The sequence below is a fragment of the Pseudomonas paraglycinae genome (assembly GCF_021601625.1).
Taxonomy (GTDB): Bacteria; Pseudomonadota; Gammaproteobacteria; order Pseudomonadales; family Pseudomonadaceae; genus Aquipseudomonas; species Aquipseudomonas paraglycinae.
On sequence record NZ_BQHR01000004.1, the window covers coordinates 332749 to 350291 of the forward strand.

12 protein-coding genes are annotated in these 17543 nt (G+C 61.6%); 3 read left to right on the forward strand and 9 right to left on the reverse strand.

What is annotated here, in order from left to right; genetic code table 11:
* Positions 1-151 precede the first annotated feature (151 nt).
* The 5 genes from L6D82_RS08240 to tpx form a co-directional block, all read right to left on the reverse strand.
* Positions 152-1621 carry an efflux transporter outer membrane subunit gene (locus L6D82_RS08240; protein WP_236188675.1) on the reverse strand — a complete coding sequence of 490 codons (1470 nt, stop codon included), beginning with the start codon at positions 1619-1621 and terminating at the stop codon, positions 152-154.
* A complete protein-coding gene (locus L6D82_RS08245; protein WP_236188676.1) occupies positions 1618-4725 on the reverse strand; it encodes an efflux RND transporter permease subunit in 3108 nt (1035 codons plus the stop codon). Before L6D82_RS08245 ends, L6D82_RS08240 begins: the two co-directional genes overlap by 4 nt.
* Complete coding sequence (locus L6D82_RS08250; RefSeq protein ID WP_236188678.1) at positions 4722-7826, reverse strand: MdtB/MuxB family multidrug efflux RND transporter permease subunit; 3105 nt, start codon at positions 7824-7826, stop codon at positions 4722-4724. The genes L6D82_RS08245 and L6D82_RS08250 overlap by 4 nt, the downstream gene beginning before the upstream one ends.
* Complete coding sequence (locus L6D82_RS08255; RefSeq protein ID WP_102686275.1) at positions 7823-9130, reverse strand: MdtA/MuxA family multidrug efflux RND transporter periplasmic adaptor subunit; 1308 nt, start codon at positions 9128-9130, stop codon at positions 7823-7825. Before L6D82_RS08255 ends, L6D82_RS08250 begins: the two co-directional genes overlap by 4 nt.
* A gap of 175 nt (positions 9131-9305) precedes the next feature.
* Positions 9306-9806, reverse strand: a complete 501-nt coding sequence (tpx, locus tag L6D82_RS08260) for a thiol peroxidase (protein WP_102686276.1) — start codon at positions 9804-9806, stop codon at positions 9306-9308.
* A gap of 270 nt (positions 9807-10076) precedes the next feature.
* On the opposite strand from tpx, the gene L6D82_RS08265 reads away from it, so the two are divergent.
* The 3 genes from L6D82_RS08265 to L6D82_RS08275 all read left to right on the forward strand — a co-directional run bounded on the left by L6D82_RS08265 (position 10077) and on the right by L6D82_RS08275 (position 13290).
* On the forward strand, positions 10077-10502 hold the full coding sequence (locus L6D82_RS08265; protein WP_085604104.1) for a YciI family protein: 426 nt from the start codon (positions 10077-10079) through the stop codon (positions 10500-10502).
* Between the two features lie 149 nt (positions 10503-10651).
* Positions 10652-12298 carry a J domain-containing protein gene (locus L6D82_RS08270; RefSeq protein WP_236188680.1) on the forward strand — a complete coding sequence of 549 codons (1647 nt, stop codon included), beginning with the start codon at positions 10652-10654 and terminating at the stop codon, positions 12296-12298.
* Complete coding sequence (locus L6D82_RS08275) at positions 12295-13290, forward strand: DUF3829 domain-containing protein (protein WP_236188682.1); 996 nt, start codon at positions 12295-12297, stop codon at positions 13288-13290. The genes L6D82_RS08270 and L6D82_RS08275 overlap by 4 nt, the downstream gene beginning before the upstream one ends.
* A gap of 49 nt (positions 13291-13339) precedes the next feature.
* On the opposite strand, the gene L6D82_RS08280 is transcribed toward L6D82_RS08275, so the two are convergent.
* The 4 genes from L6D82_RS08280 to L6D82_RS08295 form a co-directional block, all read right to left on the reverse strand.
* Positions 13340-14011 (reverse strand): DUF3313 domain-containing protein, encoded by a 672-nt coding sequence (locus L6D82_RS08280; RefSeq protein ID WP_011333935.1) that lies wholly within the window; start codon positions 14009-14011, stop codon positions 13340-13342.
* A gap of 156 nt (positions 14012-14167) precedes the next feature.
* Positions 14168-15142: a hypothetical protein gene (locus L6D82_RS08285; RefSeq protein WP_064381826.1), complete on the reverse strand. Its 975-nt coding sequence runs from the start codon at positions 15140-15142 to the stop codon at positions 14168-14170.
* Between the two features lie 129 nt (positions 15143-15271).
* On the reverse strand, positions 15272-15751 hold the full coding sequence (locus tag L6D82_RS08290) for a DUF934 domain-containing protein (protein WP_085745841.1): 480 nt from the start codon (positions 15749-15751) through the stop codon (positions 15272-15274).
* The gene (locus L6D82_RS08295; protein WP_236188684.1) at positions 15748-17421 is read right to left on the reverse strand and encodes a nitrite/sulfite reductase; all 1674 of its coding nucleotides are present in this window, start codon (positions 17419-17421) and stop codon (positions 15748-15750) included. Before L6D82_RS08295 ends, L6D82_RS08290 begins: the two co-directional genes overlap by 4 nt.
* Positions 17422-17543 lie beyond the last annotated feature (122 nt).

The window sequence follows — 17543 nt, forward strand, 5'->3', positions numbered from 1 at the left end:
CTCAGCGGGGCCAAATGCGCCGATTGTACTGATTACGTAAAAGAATTCACTGACAAAGTAATCAAATGGCCATCAACCCGATGAAACGCTTGTTTGATCGTCTGACAAGGCTCTAATTCAGGGTCTTGAGCAGATCGTTACCAGCTCGGTTTCACCGGTTATCAGTGGTTTCCAGCTGCCCGTCCCAGCCACCGCCCAACGCTGCGATCAACTGCACGCTGGCAATCAAACGGCTCTGCAGGATATTCAGGACAGTGCGTTCATTACTCAACGCCGTCGCCTGCACCGTCACCACGTCGAGATAAGCAATCACCCCGGCCTTGTACTGGTTTTCAGTCAGACGCAACGAATCCCGTGCTGCATCGAGGGCTTCCTGGCGCACGGCCGCTTCGTCTTCGTACACCTTCAATTGCACCAGATAGTTTTCCACTTCGCGGAAACCGTCGAGCACGGTCTGGCGGTATTTGGCCACGGTCTGGTCGTACACGGCTTCGGTGCGGTCGACTTCGGCCGAGCGGATGCCGCCGTCGAACAGCGGCAGGGTCATTTTCGGCCCCACCGACCAGAAGCGGTTCGGCAGGCTGATCAGGTTCTGCGAGGTACTACTGCTGTAGCCGCCGCTCAGGCTCAGGCTGAAGTCCGGGTAGTACGCGGCCTTGGCCACGCCGATGTTGGCGTTGGCCGCAATCACCGAGCGCTCGGCCGAAGCGATGTCCGGGCGGCGCTCGAGCAATTGCGACGGCAGGCTCAGCGGGATCTGCGGCAGCTTGGGAATGTTCTGGGTTTCGGCAATGTTGAATTCGGCGGGCGGCTGGCCGGTCAGCACCGCGATGGCGTTTTCGAACTGCGCCCGTTGCCAGATCAGGTCCACCAGATCGCCCTGGGTGGTTTTCAGCTGGGTCTGCGCCTGCGCCACCGCGTCCCGTCCGGAAACCCCGGCGTTGTACTGGTTCATGGTCATTTTCAGCGAGCGCTCGTAAGCGGCCACTGTCGATTCGAGCAAACGTTTCTGCTGATCGATCACCCGCAATTGCAGGTAGTTCTGCACCAGTTCCGATTGCTGGCTCAAGCGCATCGCCGCCAGATCGGCGTAGCTCGCCTGGGCGCTGGCTTCACTGGCTTCAAGGCCACGACGCAACTTGCCCCAGACATCCGCTTCCCAACTCACGCCCAGTTGCGCGTTGTAAGTGTCACGGATACCGCTGGAGGAACTGCTCAGGCTCGAACTGCTGCTGCCGGTGCCCTGGCTGGAACGGGTCTTGCCGGCGCTCAGATCGACACTCGGGTAAAACGCTCCGCGCGCGCTGCGCACCAAGGCCTGGGCCTGACGGTACTGGGCTTCGGACTGGGCGACGGTCTGGTTCGAGCTGTTGAGTTTCTCGATCAGCTCGTTGAGCTGACGGTCGCCATACAGTTCCCACCAGGCACCGCGTGCCAGGGAATCGCTCGGGTTGGCCTGACGCCAGCCTTCGGCTTCCTTGTACTGGGCGATTTCGGCGGTCTGCGGGCGCTGGTAGTCCGGGCCGACGGCGCAGGCACTGAGCATCGCCACGCACAGGGACAGGCTCAGCAGACGCGAGCCGCGAACGGTAGCCAGATTGATAAGCGAACGGTCAGTCATAGCGGAGTTTCCAGAGCGGCATCGGTGCGCACGCCACGCCATTTGTTGAAACGATGGCGCAACTTGTCGAGATAGAGGTAAACCACAGGCGTGGTGTAAAGGGTCAGCACCTGGCTGAAAACCAGCCCGCCGATGATGGTCAGGCCCAGCGGCTGGCGCATTTCCGCGCCTTCGGCACGGCCGAGCAATAACGGCAAGGCGCCGAGGATCGCCGCCAGCGTGGTCATCAGGATCGGCCGCAAGCGTTGCAGGCAGGCGCTGCGAATCGACTCCAGCGGCGCCATGCCTTGATGGCGTTCCAGTTGCAGCGCCAGGTCGATCATCAGGATCGCGTTCTTCTTCACCACACCGATCAGCAGGAACAGCCCGAGCAGCGAGATCAGGCTGAATTCGCCGCCCAGGACATAGATCGACAGCAACGCACCGACCCCGGCCGACGGCAATGTCGACAGAATCGTCAACGGATGAATGTAGCTTTCATACAGCACACCCAGCACCAGATACACCGCCAGCAGCGCACCGAGGATCATGAACGGCTGGCTCTTCTGAGTGGCGGCGAAAGCGTCGGCTGTACCGGCCATTTTTGCGATCACGTCTTCGGGCAGGCCAACCTTGGCAATCGCCCGCTCGATGGCCGCACTGCCCTGCTCCACTGTCACGCCTTCGGCCATGTCGAAGGAAATGCTCTCGGAGGCGAACTGCCCTTCGTGGCTGACCCGGTCGTCTTCCAGGCTGTTTTCATAATGGGCGAAGGTCGACAGCGGAATCCGCGCACCGTCGGCGGTGATTACCTGAACCTGCTTGAGCGTCACCGGATCCTGGGCGTATTTCGGATTGACCTCCATCACCACCTGATACTGGTTGAGGCTGTCGTAGATCGTGGAAATCTGCCGCTGACTGTAGGCGTTGTTGAGCACGGCCGTGACCATGTTCATATCCACGCCCAGGCGCTTGGCCTGATCGCGGTCGACGATCAGCGTCACCTGCTGCGCACCGCGTCCTTCACGGGCGTCGATGGCAGTCAGTTCCGGCAAGGCGCGCAATGCGGTGACCACTTTCGGGTACCACTCGCGCAAGGCGCCCAGATCACCACTTTGCAGGATGTAGCTGTACTGCGAAGTGGTCTGCTCGCGACCGCCGCCGAATTGCAGGTCCTGGTCAGCCATCAGCATCAACTGCGCACCGGCCACCTTGGGCATTTCCTTGCGCAGGCGCTCGATGACCTTCTGCGCCGAGATATTGCGCTCCTTGATCGGTTTCAGGCGCACCAGCATGAACGCGTTGTTGGTGCCGTTGGTGCCACCAATGAACCCGGCCACACTCTCGACCGCTGCGTCCTTGAGCACGGCGCGGCGGAACACTTCCATTTTCGGCTGCATCACGCTGAACGACAGACCGTCGTCACCGCGCACAAAACCGATCAACTGGCCGGTGTCCTGTTGCGGCATGAAGGTCTTCGGCACAACTACATAGAGGGCGACGTTCACCCCGACCGTGATGATCAGGCTCAGCAGAGTCAGGCGACGGTGGCGCAACACCCAGTCGAGGCTGGTGGCGTATTTGCCGACCATCCAGTCGTTGGTGCGGCGGCTCCAGCGTTGCAGGCGGTTTTCCTCGCCCGGCGTATGGGGTTTGAGCCAGCGGGCGCAGAGCATCGGGGTCAGCGTCAGGGAAACCACCAGCGACACCACAATGGCCGCGGCCAGGGTGATGGAGAATTCGCGGAACAGGCTTTCGATGATCCCGCCCATGAACAGGATCGACAGGAACACCGCCACCAGCGAGACGTTCATCGACAGCAAAGTAAAACCGACTTCCTTGGCCCCGAGGTACGCGGCCTTCATCGGTTTGACGCCTTCGTCGATGTGCCGGGAAATGTTTTCCAGCACCACGATGGCGTCGTCCACCACCAGCCCGGTGGCGAGAATCAGCGCCATCAGCGACAGGTTGTTCAGCGAGAATCCGTAGAGGTACATCACCGCAAAGGTGCCGACCAGCGACACCGGCACCGCCAACGTCGGAATCAGGGACGCGCGGAAGTTACCGAGAAACAGGAACACCACCAGAATCACCAGCGCCACGGCGATCAGCAGGGTCATTTCCGCTTCGTGCAGGGTGGCCTTGATCACCGGCGAACGATCCATCGCCAGGTTCAGTTTGACGCTGGCCGGCAGCACCGCCTGCAACGCCGGCAACTGGGCCTTGATCTCGTTGACCGTCTCGATGATGTTGGCACCGGCCTGGCGGTTGATCACCAACAGCACCGCCGCGTCATCGTTGAAGAAACCGCTGTTGTAGCGGTCTTCCACGCCGTCGCTGACCTTGGCCACGTCTTTCAGACGCAGGGCCGCGCCGCCGTTGTAGTGGATGATCAGCGATTCGTAATCCTTGGCTTTCTCCAACTGGTCGTTGGCCTGGATCTGCCACAGACGCTGGTCGTCCTCGACCGAACCCTTGGGCCGGCGCACGTTGGCTTCGGCGATGGTCTTGCGCACATCGTCGAGCGCCACGCCGTACTGGTTCAGCGCCTGGGGTTCGAGTTCGATGCGCACCGCCGGCAGGGAACTGCCGCCGATCTGCACTTCGCCGACGCCCTGCACCTGGGACAGGCTCTGGGACAGAATCGTCGACGCCAGGTCATAGAGCTGGCCTTTTTCCAGCACGTCCGACGTCAGCGACAACACCATGATCGGTGCCTGCGACGGGTTGACCTTCTTGTAGGTCGGCATGCTGCGCATCCCGCTCGGCAGCAGGTTGCGCGAGGCGTTGATCGCCGCCTGCACTTCCCGCGCCGCGCCGTTGATGTCGCGGTCGAGATCAAATTGCAGGATGACCCGGGTCGAGCCCTGGCTGGAACGACTGCTCATGGTATTGACGCCGGCAATGGCGCCGAACGAGCGCTCCAGCGGCGTGGCCACGGTGGACGCCATGACTTCCGGACTGGCGCCGGGCAGGCTGGCCTGCACCACGATCACCGGGAAGTCCATTTGCGGCAGCGGCGACACCGGCAGCAGGCCGAAGCTCACACCGCCCAGCAGCATGATCGCCAGGCTCAGGAGCATGGTCGCCACCGGACGCTTGATGAAAGGACCGGACAGGTTCATGGCTGTTCCACCGGCTCCGCGGCCGAAGGAGCACGGCCCCAGCGCCGGCCGAGACGATCGAAGTACAGGTAGATCACCGGCGTGGTGAACAGCGTCAGCACCTGACTCACCAGCAACCCGCCGACCATCACCAGACCCAGCGGTTGACGCAATTCAGCGCCGGAACCGGTGGCCAGCATCAACGGCACAGCGCCGAACAGCGCAGCCAGCGTCGTCATCAGAATCGGCCGGAAACGCAACAGCGCCGCCTGATAGATCGCCTGCTCCGGCGCCATACCCTGAGTGCGTTCGGCGTCGAGGGCGAAGTCGATCATCATGATCGCGTTCTTCTTCACGATACCGATCAGCAGGATGATGCCGATGATCGCGATCATCCCCAGGTCATTGCCACTGAGCAGCAACGCCAACAAGGCCCCGACCGCCGCCGACGGCAAGGTCGACAGGATGGTGATCGGGTGAATGTAGCTCTCGTAAAGCACGCCCAGCACGATGTACATCGTCACCACCGCCGCCAGAATCAGCAGCAAGGTGCTCGACAGCGATGCCTGGAACGCTTCGGCGGCGCCCTGGAACTGGGTCTGCACGCCGATCGGCATGCCGATGTCCTTCTGCACCTGCTCGATGATGTCCACCGCATGCCCCAGCGCCACGCCGGGCGCGAGGTTGAACGACATCATCACCGCCGGGAACTGGCCGATGTGGGTGATCGCCAGTTGCGCCTGCCGCTCCTCGACGTGGGCCAGACTCGACAACCGCACCTGACCGCCATCGGTGGTCTTGACGTGAATCTGATCCAGCGCCTGCGGGCCGATCTTCTCCCCGGCCTGTGCTTGCAGCACCACGCGGTACTGGCTGGCCTGGGTGTAAATTGTCGAAATCTGCCGTTGGCCGAACGCGTCGTACAGCGCATCGGTGATGTTCGACACCGACACGCCCAGCCGTGAAGCGGCGTCGCGGTCGATCACCAGGAACACCTGCAAGCCTTTGTCCTGCAAATCACTGGCGACGTCGGTCAGTTCCGGGCGCTGGGCCAGGGCCTCGACCAGACGGCCGCTCCACAGGCTGAGCAATTCGGAATCCGGCGACGACATGCTGAACTGATACTGCGTGCGGCTGACGCGGTCTTCGATGGTCAGATCCTGCACCGGCTGCATGAACAGGCGGATGCCGACAAGCTTGTCCAGCTGCGGTTGCAGGCGGGCAATCACTTCGGTGGCGGTCAAATCACGCTGGCCATGGGGTTTGAGGTTGATCAGCAGCCGGCCGCTGTTGAGCGTGGCGTTGTCGCCGTCGACACCGATGTAGGACGACAGGCTTTCCACCGCCGGATCTTCGAGAATCACCTTGGCCAGCGCCTGCTGACGCTCGCCCATCGCCGCGAAGGAAATCGACTGCGGCGCTTCGGAAATGCCCTGGATCACCCCGGTGTCCTGCACCGGGAAGAAGCCCTTGGGCACCACCATATAAAGGAACACGGTCAGGGCCAGCGTGCCGATGGCTACCAGCAGGGTGAGCGGCTGGTGCTTGAGCACCCACTGCAACTTGCGCCCGTAAGCGGCGATCATCCAGTCGATGAACGCGCCACTGGCACGGTAGAAACGGCCCTGTTCATGTGCTTCCGGTTCACGCTTGAGCAGACGCGCGCACATCATCGGCGTCAGTGTCAGCGAGACCACCAGGGAAATCAGGATCGCCACCGCCAGGGTGATGGCGAATTCGCGGAACAACCGCCCCACTACGTCCGCCATGAACAGCAGCGGAATCAGTACCGCGATCAGCGACAGGGTCAGGGAAATCAGGGTGAAACCGATCTGCTTCGCGCCCTTGAGCGCCGCCTGCATCGGGCTGTCGCCCTCCTCGATGAAACGCGCGATGTTTTCCAGCATCACGATCGCATCGTCGACCACGAAACCGGTGGCGATGGTCAATGCCATCAGCGTCAGGTTGTTAACCGAGAATCCGGCGAGGTACATCACGCCGAACGTGCCGATCAACGACAGCGGCACGGCCACCGACGGAATGATCGTGGCACTGGCACGCCGCAGGAACAGGAACGTCACCATCACCACCAGCGCGATGGCAATCAGCAATTCGTGCTGCACGTCAGTGACGGAGGCACGGATGGTCTGGGTGCGGTCGGTCAGCACGACCACGTCGAGACCGGCCGGCAGGTTGTCGGTGATGCTCGGCAGCAGCGCCTTGATCCGGTCTACCACTTCGATCACGTTGGCGCCCGGCTGACGCTGGATGTTCAGCAGAACAGCCTGATTCTGGTTGGCCCACGCTGCCAGACGCTCGTTTTCGGCGCCGTCGACGATCTGCGCGACATCCTTGAGCCGCAGCGGCGCGCCGTTGGCGTAGGCCAGGATCAGGTTGGCGTAATCCTTGGGCGACGTCAGCTGGTCGTTGGCGTCGAGCATCGACACCCGGGTCGGGCCGTCGAAGTTGCCCTTGGGCTGGTTGACGTTGGACGCACTGATCAGCGTGCGCACGTCCGACAGGTTCAGGCCGTTGGCCGCGAGGGCCTCAGGGTTGACCTTGATCCGCACCGCCTGACGCTGACCGCCGGCAATGCTGACCATGCCGACGCCGCTGATCTGGGCGATCTTCTGCGCCATGCGCGTATCGACCAGATCATTGAGCTTGGGCAACAGCATGGTTTTCGAGGTGATGGCCAGGGTCAGCACCGGGGTGTCCGCCGGGTTGACCTTGTTGTACACCGGCGGCGCCGGCAAGTCGGTCGGCAACAGGTTGGTCGCGGCGTTGATCGCGGCCTGCACCTGCTGTTCGGCGACGTCCATGTTGATGTCGAGGCTGAAACGCAGGGTCAGCACTGACGCGCCGCCAGAACTGGTCGACGCCATCTGCGTCAGGCCCGGCATTTGCCCGAACTGACGCTCCAGCGGCGCGGTGACGGCGCTGGTCATCACGTCCGGACTGGCGCCCGGATACAGAGTCATGACCCGGATGGTCGGGTAATCGACCTGCGGCAGAGCCGAAACCGGTAGCAGGCGATAGGCGATCAGACCGGCCAGCACGATGGCCAGCATGCTCAGCGTGGTGGCGACCGGGCGGAGGATGAACAGACGCGAAATGTTCATGCGCCCTTCTTGGCCTTGTCAGTGACGGTGGCGTCAGGCGCGGTGGCGGCGGACTTGCCTTGCAGGTGTTCGGTCGGAGTGGTCGGCACATCCTTGCTGTCATTGACCACTTCCACTTCGCTGCCTTCCTTCAGGCGGTCGGTGCCTTCCAGCACCACGCGGTCGCCGGCGGCCAGGCCTTCGGTGATCACGGTGTTTTCACCATCGCTGGCGCCAATCTTCAATTGGCGGATGGTGACTTTCTTGTCGCCGTCCAGCGCGTAGACGAAGGTGCCGTTGGTGCCGAACTGGATGGCAGCCGACGGCGCCAGCACCACACCTTTCAAGGTGTCAGCCAGCAGGTGAACGTTGACGAACTGGTTGGGGAACAGCGACTGATCGCGGTTCTCGTAGCGCGCCTTGAATTTCAGGGTGCCGGTGGTCACGTCGATCTGGTTGTCGAGACTTTGCAGTACACCGGTGGCTTGCAGTTTGGTGTCGCCACGATCCCAGGCCTCGGCCGGCAGTTTGGCGCCGCTGCGGTAGCGGGCGAGTACGGTTTCCAGGCTGTTTTCCGGCAGGGTGAAGGCCACGCTGATCGGCTGGGTCTGAGTGATGACCGCCAGGAACGTGGTGTCGTTGGCCGCCACGAGGTTGCCGACGTCGAGTTGACGCAGGCCGACGCGACCGGCAATCGGTGCGCGGATCTTGGTGAATTCGAGATTGAGCTTGGCGTCGTTGACCGCCGCCTGATTGGTTTTCACGGTGCCGAGGTATTGGCCGACCAGCGCTTCAGCGGTGTCCAGTGTCTGCTTGGCGATGCTGTCTTCCTTGTAAAGACCGCGATAACGCTCGACATCGACCTGGGCGTTCTTCAACTGCGCCTGGTTCTGCAGCAAGGTGCCTTCGGCCTGAAGCAAGGCGTTCTGGTAGGGGCGCGGGTCGATCTCTGCCAGCAGGTCGCCGGCCTTGACCATCTGCCCTTCCTCGAAATAAATCTTCACCAGTTCGCCACCGACCCGGCTGCGCACATTGATGGTGTTGAGCGCCGTCACCGTGCCCAGGGCCTTGTAGTACAGCGGGAAGTCCCCGGTGACCGCCGGCGCCACGCGCACTGGAATCGGCCCTGCCGCACCGCCGAAGCCCGGACGCATCATCCCCGAACGGCCGGTGTGACCGGCCTGCGCCTTCTCGCCGCCCTCCTTGTGGGTCGAACCGGCGGGCCAGAATTTCCAGCACAGACCGGCAATGACCAGCAGGACAAGCAGGCTCAACAGCCAGCGACGGGAGTTTCGGGAAGACGATTGCATGGAGTGATTAACCATTGGGCGCGTGGGCTTCTTTTACGGGAGGCTGAACGATAAGCACTGGTGGGGATTTAGCAAAGCAGCTTTACCGGCAATTTACCTTCCACTTACGTTTCAAGGTGTGAGGCAAAACACTGATACACAAATGAAAACGGCCTGGACAGAGCCAGGCCGTTAACAATTGTAAAAGCGCTTATTTCAGAACGGACAGTGCCGCTTCGTAGTTAGGCTCTTCGGCAATTTCCTTGACCAGTTCGCTGTGCAGGACGTTGTCGTTTTCGTCCAGTACAACCACCGCACGGGCGGTCAGGCCTTTCAGCGGGCCGTCAGAGATGGCCACACCGTAGTTCTCGAGGAACTCGGTGCCGCGCAGGGTCGACAGGTTTTGTACGTTTTCCAGACCTTCGGCGCCGCAGAAGCGAGCCTGGGCGAACGGCAGGTCAGCCGAGATGCACAGCACAACAGTGTTGCTGATGTCGTTGGCCTGGGCGTTGAACTTGCGCACGGAGGTGGCGCAGGTCGGGGTGTCGACGCTTGGGAAGATGTTCAGCACTTTGCGCTTGCCGGCGAAGTCTTTCAGGGTGACGTCGGACAGATTGCCGGCTACCAGGGAAAAGGCTGGCGCCTTGGAACCGGCTTGTGGCAGTTGGCCGTTGACTTGAACCGGGTTGCCTTTGAGCGTGACTTGAGCCATGAACGGAGTCCTTCTTAACGTTGTTGGGAAAGCATGCAAGAGGCAGAAGTTAACCACGAAATTGTCCGACGACCTATGCCTGGACTGAAATTGTCATGTGCTGGCACGCAAAACTGGATACACATTCTCCAGTAGCCCCACATCCCCGCCCTCAAAGAGGGTGATGCTTGTTAAAACGCAAGTCTGCGTCTTTTCTTTAACGACCTGTCGATTCAGACCCCGGCCGTTCGACTAAGCCATGAATCCCTCACCTATCTGCGGAGAAACACCATGCGCTTCATGATCATTGTCAAAGCCAGCCACGACTCCGAAGCCGGCGTGATGCCCAGCGAACAATTGCTGACCGACATGGGCAACTACAACGAACAACTGGCCAAGGCCGGCATTCTGGTGTCCGCCGACGGCCTGCACCCCAGCAGCAAGGGCGCCCGTGTGCGCTTCAGCGGTGAAAACCGCAGCGTGATCGACGGCCCGTTCGCCGAAACCAAGGAGCTGATCGCCGGTTACTGGATCTGGGACGTGAAGTCGAAAGAGGAGGCCATCGAGTGGGTCAAGCGTTGCCCGAATCCCATGCCGGGCACTGAATCGGAAATCGAGATTCGCCAGGTCTTCAGCCCGGAAGATTTCGGCGCCGAGTTCACCCCGGAACTGCGCGAGCAGGAAGAACGCATCCGCGAACAAGCCAAAAAACACTGAGGCCCCGAATCGGGAGCGTGAGCATTTTCTGCATGGCCGATGACGACTGAGCGAGACACGAGGACTTTTCGACGCGAAACAGGTAGGGTGCGCAACATCACAATGCCACCACTGGATCGCGTCGCGGTTGTTATGGAGTTGTCATCGCAATGAGTTGCTGGACCGTCCTTGGCCTGTCGGCCGACGCCGATGTGCGCACTATCAAACGCCAATATGCCGTCCTGCTCAAACAGACCCGCCCCGACGACGACCCCGAGGGTTTCCAGCGGCTGCGTGATGCCTATGAGCAGGCGCTGGCGTACAAGGAATGGCAGCAGTATCACGAGCAGAATCAGGATGAAGAGCAGGAACAGGGTATTGAAGAATCCTGGGACCTGAGCGGCCTCACCGTGGTCGAGGTCGATGCCCTGCAACTGGCGACCCGCTCGCTGGACGGGCTCAGCGTTGAAGAGCTGAATCATCGCCATGCCGTCACCCTCGAACAGGGTTGCGCACATTTCTTCGAAGACACGGTGCTGCATCATTGCATTGAACACCCTGAGACTTCGCAGACGTTGGTGGACTGGGCCATCCCGACCTTCTTCTGGTTCAGCGCCTGGCAACGCCTGGAGCTGGACGAAATATCGATTGACCTGTTGCTGGATCAACAACGCGCGCGCATTGCGCAACCGATGCGTGATGCGCTCGAACGGGAAGACGTCGACGGATTTCTCCAGGCCTATGCCCGCTGCGCGGATTTCAACTGGTTGGCGATTCAGCAACATCAGGAATGGTTCAACCGTGCCCTGAGCCATTTGCTGCTGGATGCCCCGGTCTGGTTTCCCGAGATTTTCGAACGGGTGCGAACCGGTCAGGGCTGGCACGGCTGCACCGGAAATCCCTGCCCTGACGGCGAATGGCAACGCCTGCTGGCTCGCCAGAATGCGCCGCTTTTCCTGGCTCACCAGCAACAACTGGCCACGGAGCCCGCCGTCACCCCCGAACACCGCGCCGCCCGCCTGCTGCTGGGCACCGGCTCGTTCAGCGCCCGCCGCGCACTGGCCCGACGCCTGAGCGAAGACGACTGGGCGCAGTGTCGCAAGTTGAGTTCCGAGCTGTACGCCAATCACCCCAAGGTCTGCGCACAGATGCCCGGCGGCACGGCGTTTTTCTGGCGTGACTGGGAACTGAGCTTCAATGACTGGCCGACCTACGTGGGCGTGGTATTGGCCTGCCTGATCGGCGCGTTCACCCATTACATTCCGCTGGGCGTGCGGCTCAGCGGGTTGATCAACATCGTCATGATTTCGACTGTGGTGTTCGGCGTGATCGTGGCCGGGCTCAATTGGCTGGTGCACAACCTCGCCCATCGCGTATGGCGGCTGGATGACCGGCTCAGCGCTGCTCTTTGCCCCGGAGTTTTCAAAGACTCGCCGCCGTTCGGCGTGCTGCGTGACCTGGTGCCCGGCGCGTTGATGGTGGCCGGGCTCGGCTGGTTTTTCGGCCCGATTGCCGGCGGGGTGTACGCCGCGACCCTGACGACCTTCGGACTGGTTCGCCGCTGGCAGTCCAGGCCACGGGTATCCTGGGAAGAGAGCCGAACAGCCGTGAAAGTCGGCGTGACGATCCTCGGGATTGTGGTGCTGTCCCTCGTGCTCGGCGCATTCAAAGTGGTCGCCAGCCAAGGCACGGTCAATCGCAATCAGGGGCTGCAACCCTGGACCGAACGCCTGTGCAGCCGCTTGCCGGCCACCACCGCCGAATGCAGCGCACCGGCCACCGTTGAACAGTGGTACGGCAAGGAGGCGCGCCCATGAGCACCAGAGTGATGTTTTGCGTCGGTATCTTCTTCGCGCTGGTGGTGATGGCGCTGACGAGTGCGACCCGCCCTTTCCTGCAACTCGATCTCTGGCTGGACAGGCGCGATGCACCGATCACCGCCCAAGCCAATGCCCTGAGCCCGGTGATCGCCTGCGTCAACCGGATCGATGTGCAATGGCGAGTGGCCTATGACCGCTACAAAAACCCTCAACCGCCCTTGCCTCGCGACCAACGCTGGCTGAAGAGCCTCAAGGATTTCGACGAGAGTGACGCGTTCAATGTGCGCGACATTCAGCGCGATGTCTGCGGTCAGGGCCTCACGGAAAAACTCGATCTTCTGGCGTGGCAGCCTGAACTGGCGCGACAGGCGAACGAGTACGTCCGGGCGCTGAATCACGTCACGACCACCATTGCACCCACGCGGTTTTACCGAGAAGCGAGCTTCACTTCGGGGTCGCAACAGCCCTCCCCTGGAGAACTGGCGGCGATCGAGCGCGTTTCACAGGAATACATCGGCGCCTCGACGGCTCTGCGGCAAAGCCTGCTGCCGCTCGACGCCGCGCAACGTCCTGAACAGCTCAAGCTGATCGAGGCGCGTCTGGGCAGGGACATTCATTGGGACTTGCTGGCGTACATGATTCAGGCGCGGGAGACTGTCGACGTGCTCGACGAAGCGATGAAAAACCGCACTCTGACCCCAAAATTGCTGGCCGACACCACCGCGAAGTTGCAACAGGCGTGGAACCGTCGCGAACCCTGGCTCGCACCGCGCACGGGTGGATTCCAGAACAAGACCGATGCCGCACGGGATCTGTGGCTGCGCATCGGCGAGCCGGGGCAAAGCTATCTCGAGGCGTTGAACACCCTGCAAGCAGACTGGCACAACCACGCTAAGCCCGAACGTTTGAGCGAGGACTACTACGCCGTGACCCGCCGTTACGACGGTTTGCTCAGCCATTACAACCGACTGGCGCGCGCCAGTTTCTGACGCCGTGCGCACGCCGGATCGCCCTCAGGGACGACCCGGCGTGCCGGTCTTACTTGGCCTTGAGCTTGAGGTAGGACTGATGCAGGTCCGACGCCCAGCCATCGATCACGCTTTTCACGTCATCGGCCTTCATCACCTGCGAATCGTTTTCCAGCGGTTTGCCAGTGCCCTTGCGCACCACCTGCGCCGCCACCTTGTTGGTGCCGCCATCGAGGAACACCGCTTCGGTCGCCAGCGTGGTTTCCTGATCGCGAATACCGCTGGCGGTGCTGACCGCTGCCGCCACCAACGCCACCGGAATCACTTCATAGGCATGCAGGCCTTCGGTCTTGCTGCTGACGGCGGTAATGGCCGCGCGCACCACAATCACGCCCGGCCCGGGGCCCGAGGCCAGCGGCAGGGATTTGCCCAGTTCACGCTTGAGCGCCTGATCGTAGTAGCTGGTGATGCCGTTGAGGGTCTGCTGCGGAATCTTCACGGTGGGTTGCGGTTTGGGATAGAGCTGGGTCGGTTCGACGTAGAAGCTGGTGAATTTGCCGATGTCGACTTTCGGGTCGATCCAGCGCATCACTTCGGCCCCCGACGGGGATTTGGCCTCCCTCAGCTGGCTGTAGTCCTTGAGGAAGCCTGAGTACTCGTCGGGTGCGACGGTTTTGCTGGAGCAGCCCACCACGCCCAGCGTGGCAATGCACAGGGTGCTCATCATTACGGCTAGCTTCATGCTGTAACTCCTGTCGGAAGGCCGAATTTATTGCGTCGGGGGAGTTACAGGTATAGCTAAATTCGCGCCGTTTGCGATCAGAAACCCCAACATTGCACAACGTCGGGTCCGGACCTTTGAAAGGTCCGGACCATCACAGGTGCTCAAGGCTTTCTTCTACCAGCTCGAAGTCTCACCACTTCTCAACGCCATCTCCCGCCGACTGTTCGCCCGCATCGCCTTGATCAGCGACACCGTGCCCACCAGCAAAATCGCCGCGCCAAACAGAAAATCAATGTTGTACAGCTGGAAATCCTGCACCGGCCCCACCAGCACCGTGCGCACCACGCCAATCCCCACCAGCGTGGCAAGGAAGTCGATTCCCGGCTCATCGCGGTAGAACACCAGCAGCAACGGCAGGCACAGCACCAGCAGCATCAACAGCACCACAACCTTGAACGAGCCTTTGCGCTCGACGCTGAACGCGCATTCGTGGGGGCCGTAGGCCTTGTAGTCCTCGTCGCGGATCATCGAGTTTTTCTCGTTGATGTAGTCGGCGCGGTTGTATTTCTGGATCGGCGTGAAGGTGTTGGACATCTCCATCAGCGTGGTGATGTTCTTGAAGCGCAGGTCGATGCGCTCGCTGCCCTTGAGGTAATACAGCACCGGTTTGTAGCCGTAGCGATAGGTGTCGAAGGGAAATTCGGTGACCCGGCCCTGAACGCTGATCGGGCGCGATTCGAGTTCGGCGAAGGCGCTCTTGTCGGTCGAGGCGAGGTTGCGGCTCAGGGGCAGGACTTTCACCTGTTCGAGGAAGATCGGCGTGACGCCAAACGACCACTGCAACGGTTCCAGGCGCAGACGCAGCTCGTTGCGGCCCAGGTCATAGCGGTTGAAGGTACGTTCGGAGACCACCACCGCGCCGCTGAGCATGAACTCGCCGCGCAGGTTGTTGGTGATGCGCAGGGTCAGTTGATCCTTGCCCAGCAGCGCCGCTTCGGTGTTCGGCGGCGTGCCGCACCAGGCGGTGCTTTCGCCGACGCCGCCGAGCTGACCGCCACGGTTTTCGTTGAACACATAGATGTAACCGGCCCACAGCGTCACCATCAGCAGCAACGCGGTGATGCCCAGAATTTTTTTGCCCGGACTCACTGATCAGACTCCCTTCTTCGTTCCGTCGTCCAGCCGAAAACCCGCTGGCGACGGGGACTCTACCAAAAGGCCACCATCGACCCAAGGAAAAATCCCCGATTCATCAGGGTTCTAAGGGTTTCCCCTGCATCACCTGCGCCGGAACAACGGTCGCGGCTCGATCACCGAGCGCCCGTACAACACGCTCATCCCGGCCAGGCCCTTGAGCGCATCCTCGGCGGATTTGTCCTCGCGCACCGCGAAGCTGTCGAAACCGCACTGGCGCATGTGGCTCAGTTGATCGCGCAGCACATCGCCGATGGCGCGCAACTCGCCTTTCCAGCCGAAACGTCTGCGCAGCAGATAGGCCTGGCTGTAGGCGCGGCCGTCGCGAAAGCTCGGGAAGTCGAGGGCGATCAGCGGCAGCGAGGTCAACCATGGCAACAGGCTTTCGACGCCGTCGTCGGGGCCGAGCCAGACCGCATGGGTCGAGGGCGATTCGAGCCAGTGGGCCAGCGGCAGAATCAGCATTTCAGTGCTGTCAGACGTTTCAGGCGAGCGGATCAGCGTCCACGGATCATCCAGCACGATGCGCGCCCCGCTCTCCTCCATGCGCAACAAATTGTTCATGCCGACACCTCCTGCGCTTTCGGATAAACCCGCTCCTTGAACGGCTCCAGTCCGATGCGCGCCACGGTATCGACGAACAGTTCCTCAGCCTCGCGATAACGGACGAAGGTGCCGATGATCCGCTCGATCACCTGCGGCACTTCGGCGGCGCTGAACGAGGGGCCGATGACCTTGCCCAGTGCGCTGTTCTTGCCTTGGGCGCCGCCAAGGGTGATCTGATACCACTCGCTGCCGTTTTTATCGACGCCGAGAATCCCGATGTTGCCGATGTGGTGATGGCCGCAGGCGTTCATGCAGCCGGAGATGTTGAGGCTGATGTCGCCCAGATCATGCAGGTAATCGAGGTTGTCGAAACGCGCCTGAATCGCTTGGGCAATCGGGATCGATTTGGCATTGGCCAGCGCACAGAAATCGCCCCCGGGGCAGGCAATGATATCGGTCAGCAGGCCGACGTTGGCGGCGCCCAGCCCCTGCTCTTTCGCCTGCTCCCACAGCGCATACAGCTGCGACTTGGGCACATCCGGCAGGACGATGTTCTGCTCGTGGGCGATGCGGATTTCGCCGAAACCGAAACGCTCGGACCAGTCAGCCACGGCCAACATCTGCGCATCGGTGACGTCCCCCGGCGGCGAGGCCAGGCCCGGTTTGGTCGACAGCACCACGCTGGTATAGCCCGGCACTTTGTGCGGTTGCACGTTGCGCGCGACCCAACGGGCGAACGCCGGGTTGTCGGCCAGGTGCGTGCCGAAATCCAGATCGGTGCCCGCCAGCGTGCGGTAGCTCGGCGGCACGAAGGCACTGGCGACGCGCTGGTATTCATCCTCGGTCAATTGCGCCGGTCCGTCCTTGAGGTGTTGCCATTCCTCCTCGACTTCCTTGGCGAACGCCTCCATGCCCAGCGCCTTGACCAGAATCTTGATCCGCGCCTTGTACTTGTTGTCGCGCCGACCGTGGCGGTTGTAGACCCGCAGCACCGCCTCGACGTAGGACAGCAAGTGCTGCCACGGTAGATCGTCGCGAATCTGCAGACCGAGAATTGGCGTGCGTCCCAGACCGCCGCCGACGATCACTCGCAGCAGCATCTGGCCGTTACGACCGGGGTAAAGATAGAGGCCGATGTCATGCATCATGATCGCCGCGCGATCCTGCTTCGCCGAGCAGATGGCGATCTTGAACTTGCGCGGAAGGAACAGGAATTCCGGGTTGATCGTCGACCATTGCCGCAGGATCTCGGCCAGCGGGCGCGGGTCGATCAGCTCGTCCGCCGCGACCGCGGCGAAGGCTTCGGTGGTGATGTTGCGCACGCAATTGCCCGAGGTCTGGATCGCATGCATGTTGACCTGCGCCAGACGTTCGAGAATGTCCGGCACCTCGTGCAGCTCGATCCAGTTGAACTGCATGTTCTGCCGGGTGGTGAAGTGGCCGTAGCCACGGTCGTAATCCCTGGCGATGCTCGCCAGGGTGCGCATCTGTTCGGCACTCAGCGTGCCGTAAGGAATGGCCACCCGCAGCATGTAGGCGTGCTTTTGCATGTACAGGCCGTTTTGCAGGCGCAGCGGCAGGAACTCTTCTTCGCTCAACTCCCCGGCCATGAAGCGCTCGACCTGATCGCGAAACTGCGCAACGCGCTCGAACACCAGCGCCCGGTCGTAATCATCGTATTGATACATCGGCTACCTCATCAGGAATGCACAGATTCCGCAGATTTTCCCTGACTATGGACGAACGGCGCAGTGCACAACAGATTCACCTGAACGCATAAAAACCGTATCAGGGCGCGGCAGATGGCCGC

Coding starts and splice junctions, on each gene's coding strand:
- L6D82_RS08240 (WP_236188675.1), bottom strand. CDS start 1,621: ATGACTGACCGTTCGCTTATCAATCTGGCTACCGTTCGCGGCTCGCGT.
- L6D82_RS08245 (WP_236188676.1), bottom strand. CDS start 4,725: ATGAACCTGTCCGGTCCTTTCATCAAGCGTCCGGTGGCGACCATGCTC.
- L6D82_RS08250 (WP_236188678.1), bottom strand. CDS start 7,826: ATGAACATTTCGCGTCTGTTCATCCTCCGCCCGGTCGCCACCACGCTG.
- L6D82_RS08255 (WP_102686275.1), bottom strand. CDS start 9,130: ATGGTTAATCACTCCATGCAATCGTCTTCCCGAAACTCCCGTCGCTGG.
- tpx (WP_102686276.1), bottom strand. CDS start 9,806: ATGGCTCAAGTCACGCTCAAAGGCAACCCGGTTCAAGTCAACGGCCAA.
- L6D82_RS08265 (WP_085604104.1), top strand. CDS start 10,077: ATGCGCTTCATGATCATTGTCAAAGCCAGCCACGACTCCGAAGCCGGC.
- L6D82_RS08270 (WP_236188680.1), top strand. CDS start 10,652: ATGAGTTGCTGGACCGTCCTTGGCCTGTCGGCCGACGCCGATGTGCGC.
- L6D82_RS08275 (WP_236188682.1), top strand. CDS start 12,295: ATGAGCACCAGAGTGATGTTTTGCGTCGGTATCTTCTTCGCGCTGGTG.
- L6D82_RS08280 (WP_011333935.1), bottom strand. CDS start 14,011: ATGAAGCTAGCCGTAATGATGAGCACCCTGTGCATTGCCACGCTGGGC.
- L6D82_RS08290 (WP_085745841.1), bottom strand. CDS start 15,751: ATGAACAATTTGTTGCGCATGGAGGAGAGCGGGGCGCGCATCGTGCTG.
- L6D82_RS08295 (WP_236188684.1), bottom strand. CDS start 17,421: ATGTATCAATACGATGATTACGACCGGGCGCTGGTGTTCGAGCGCGTT.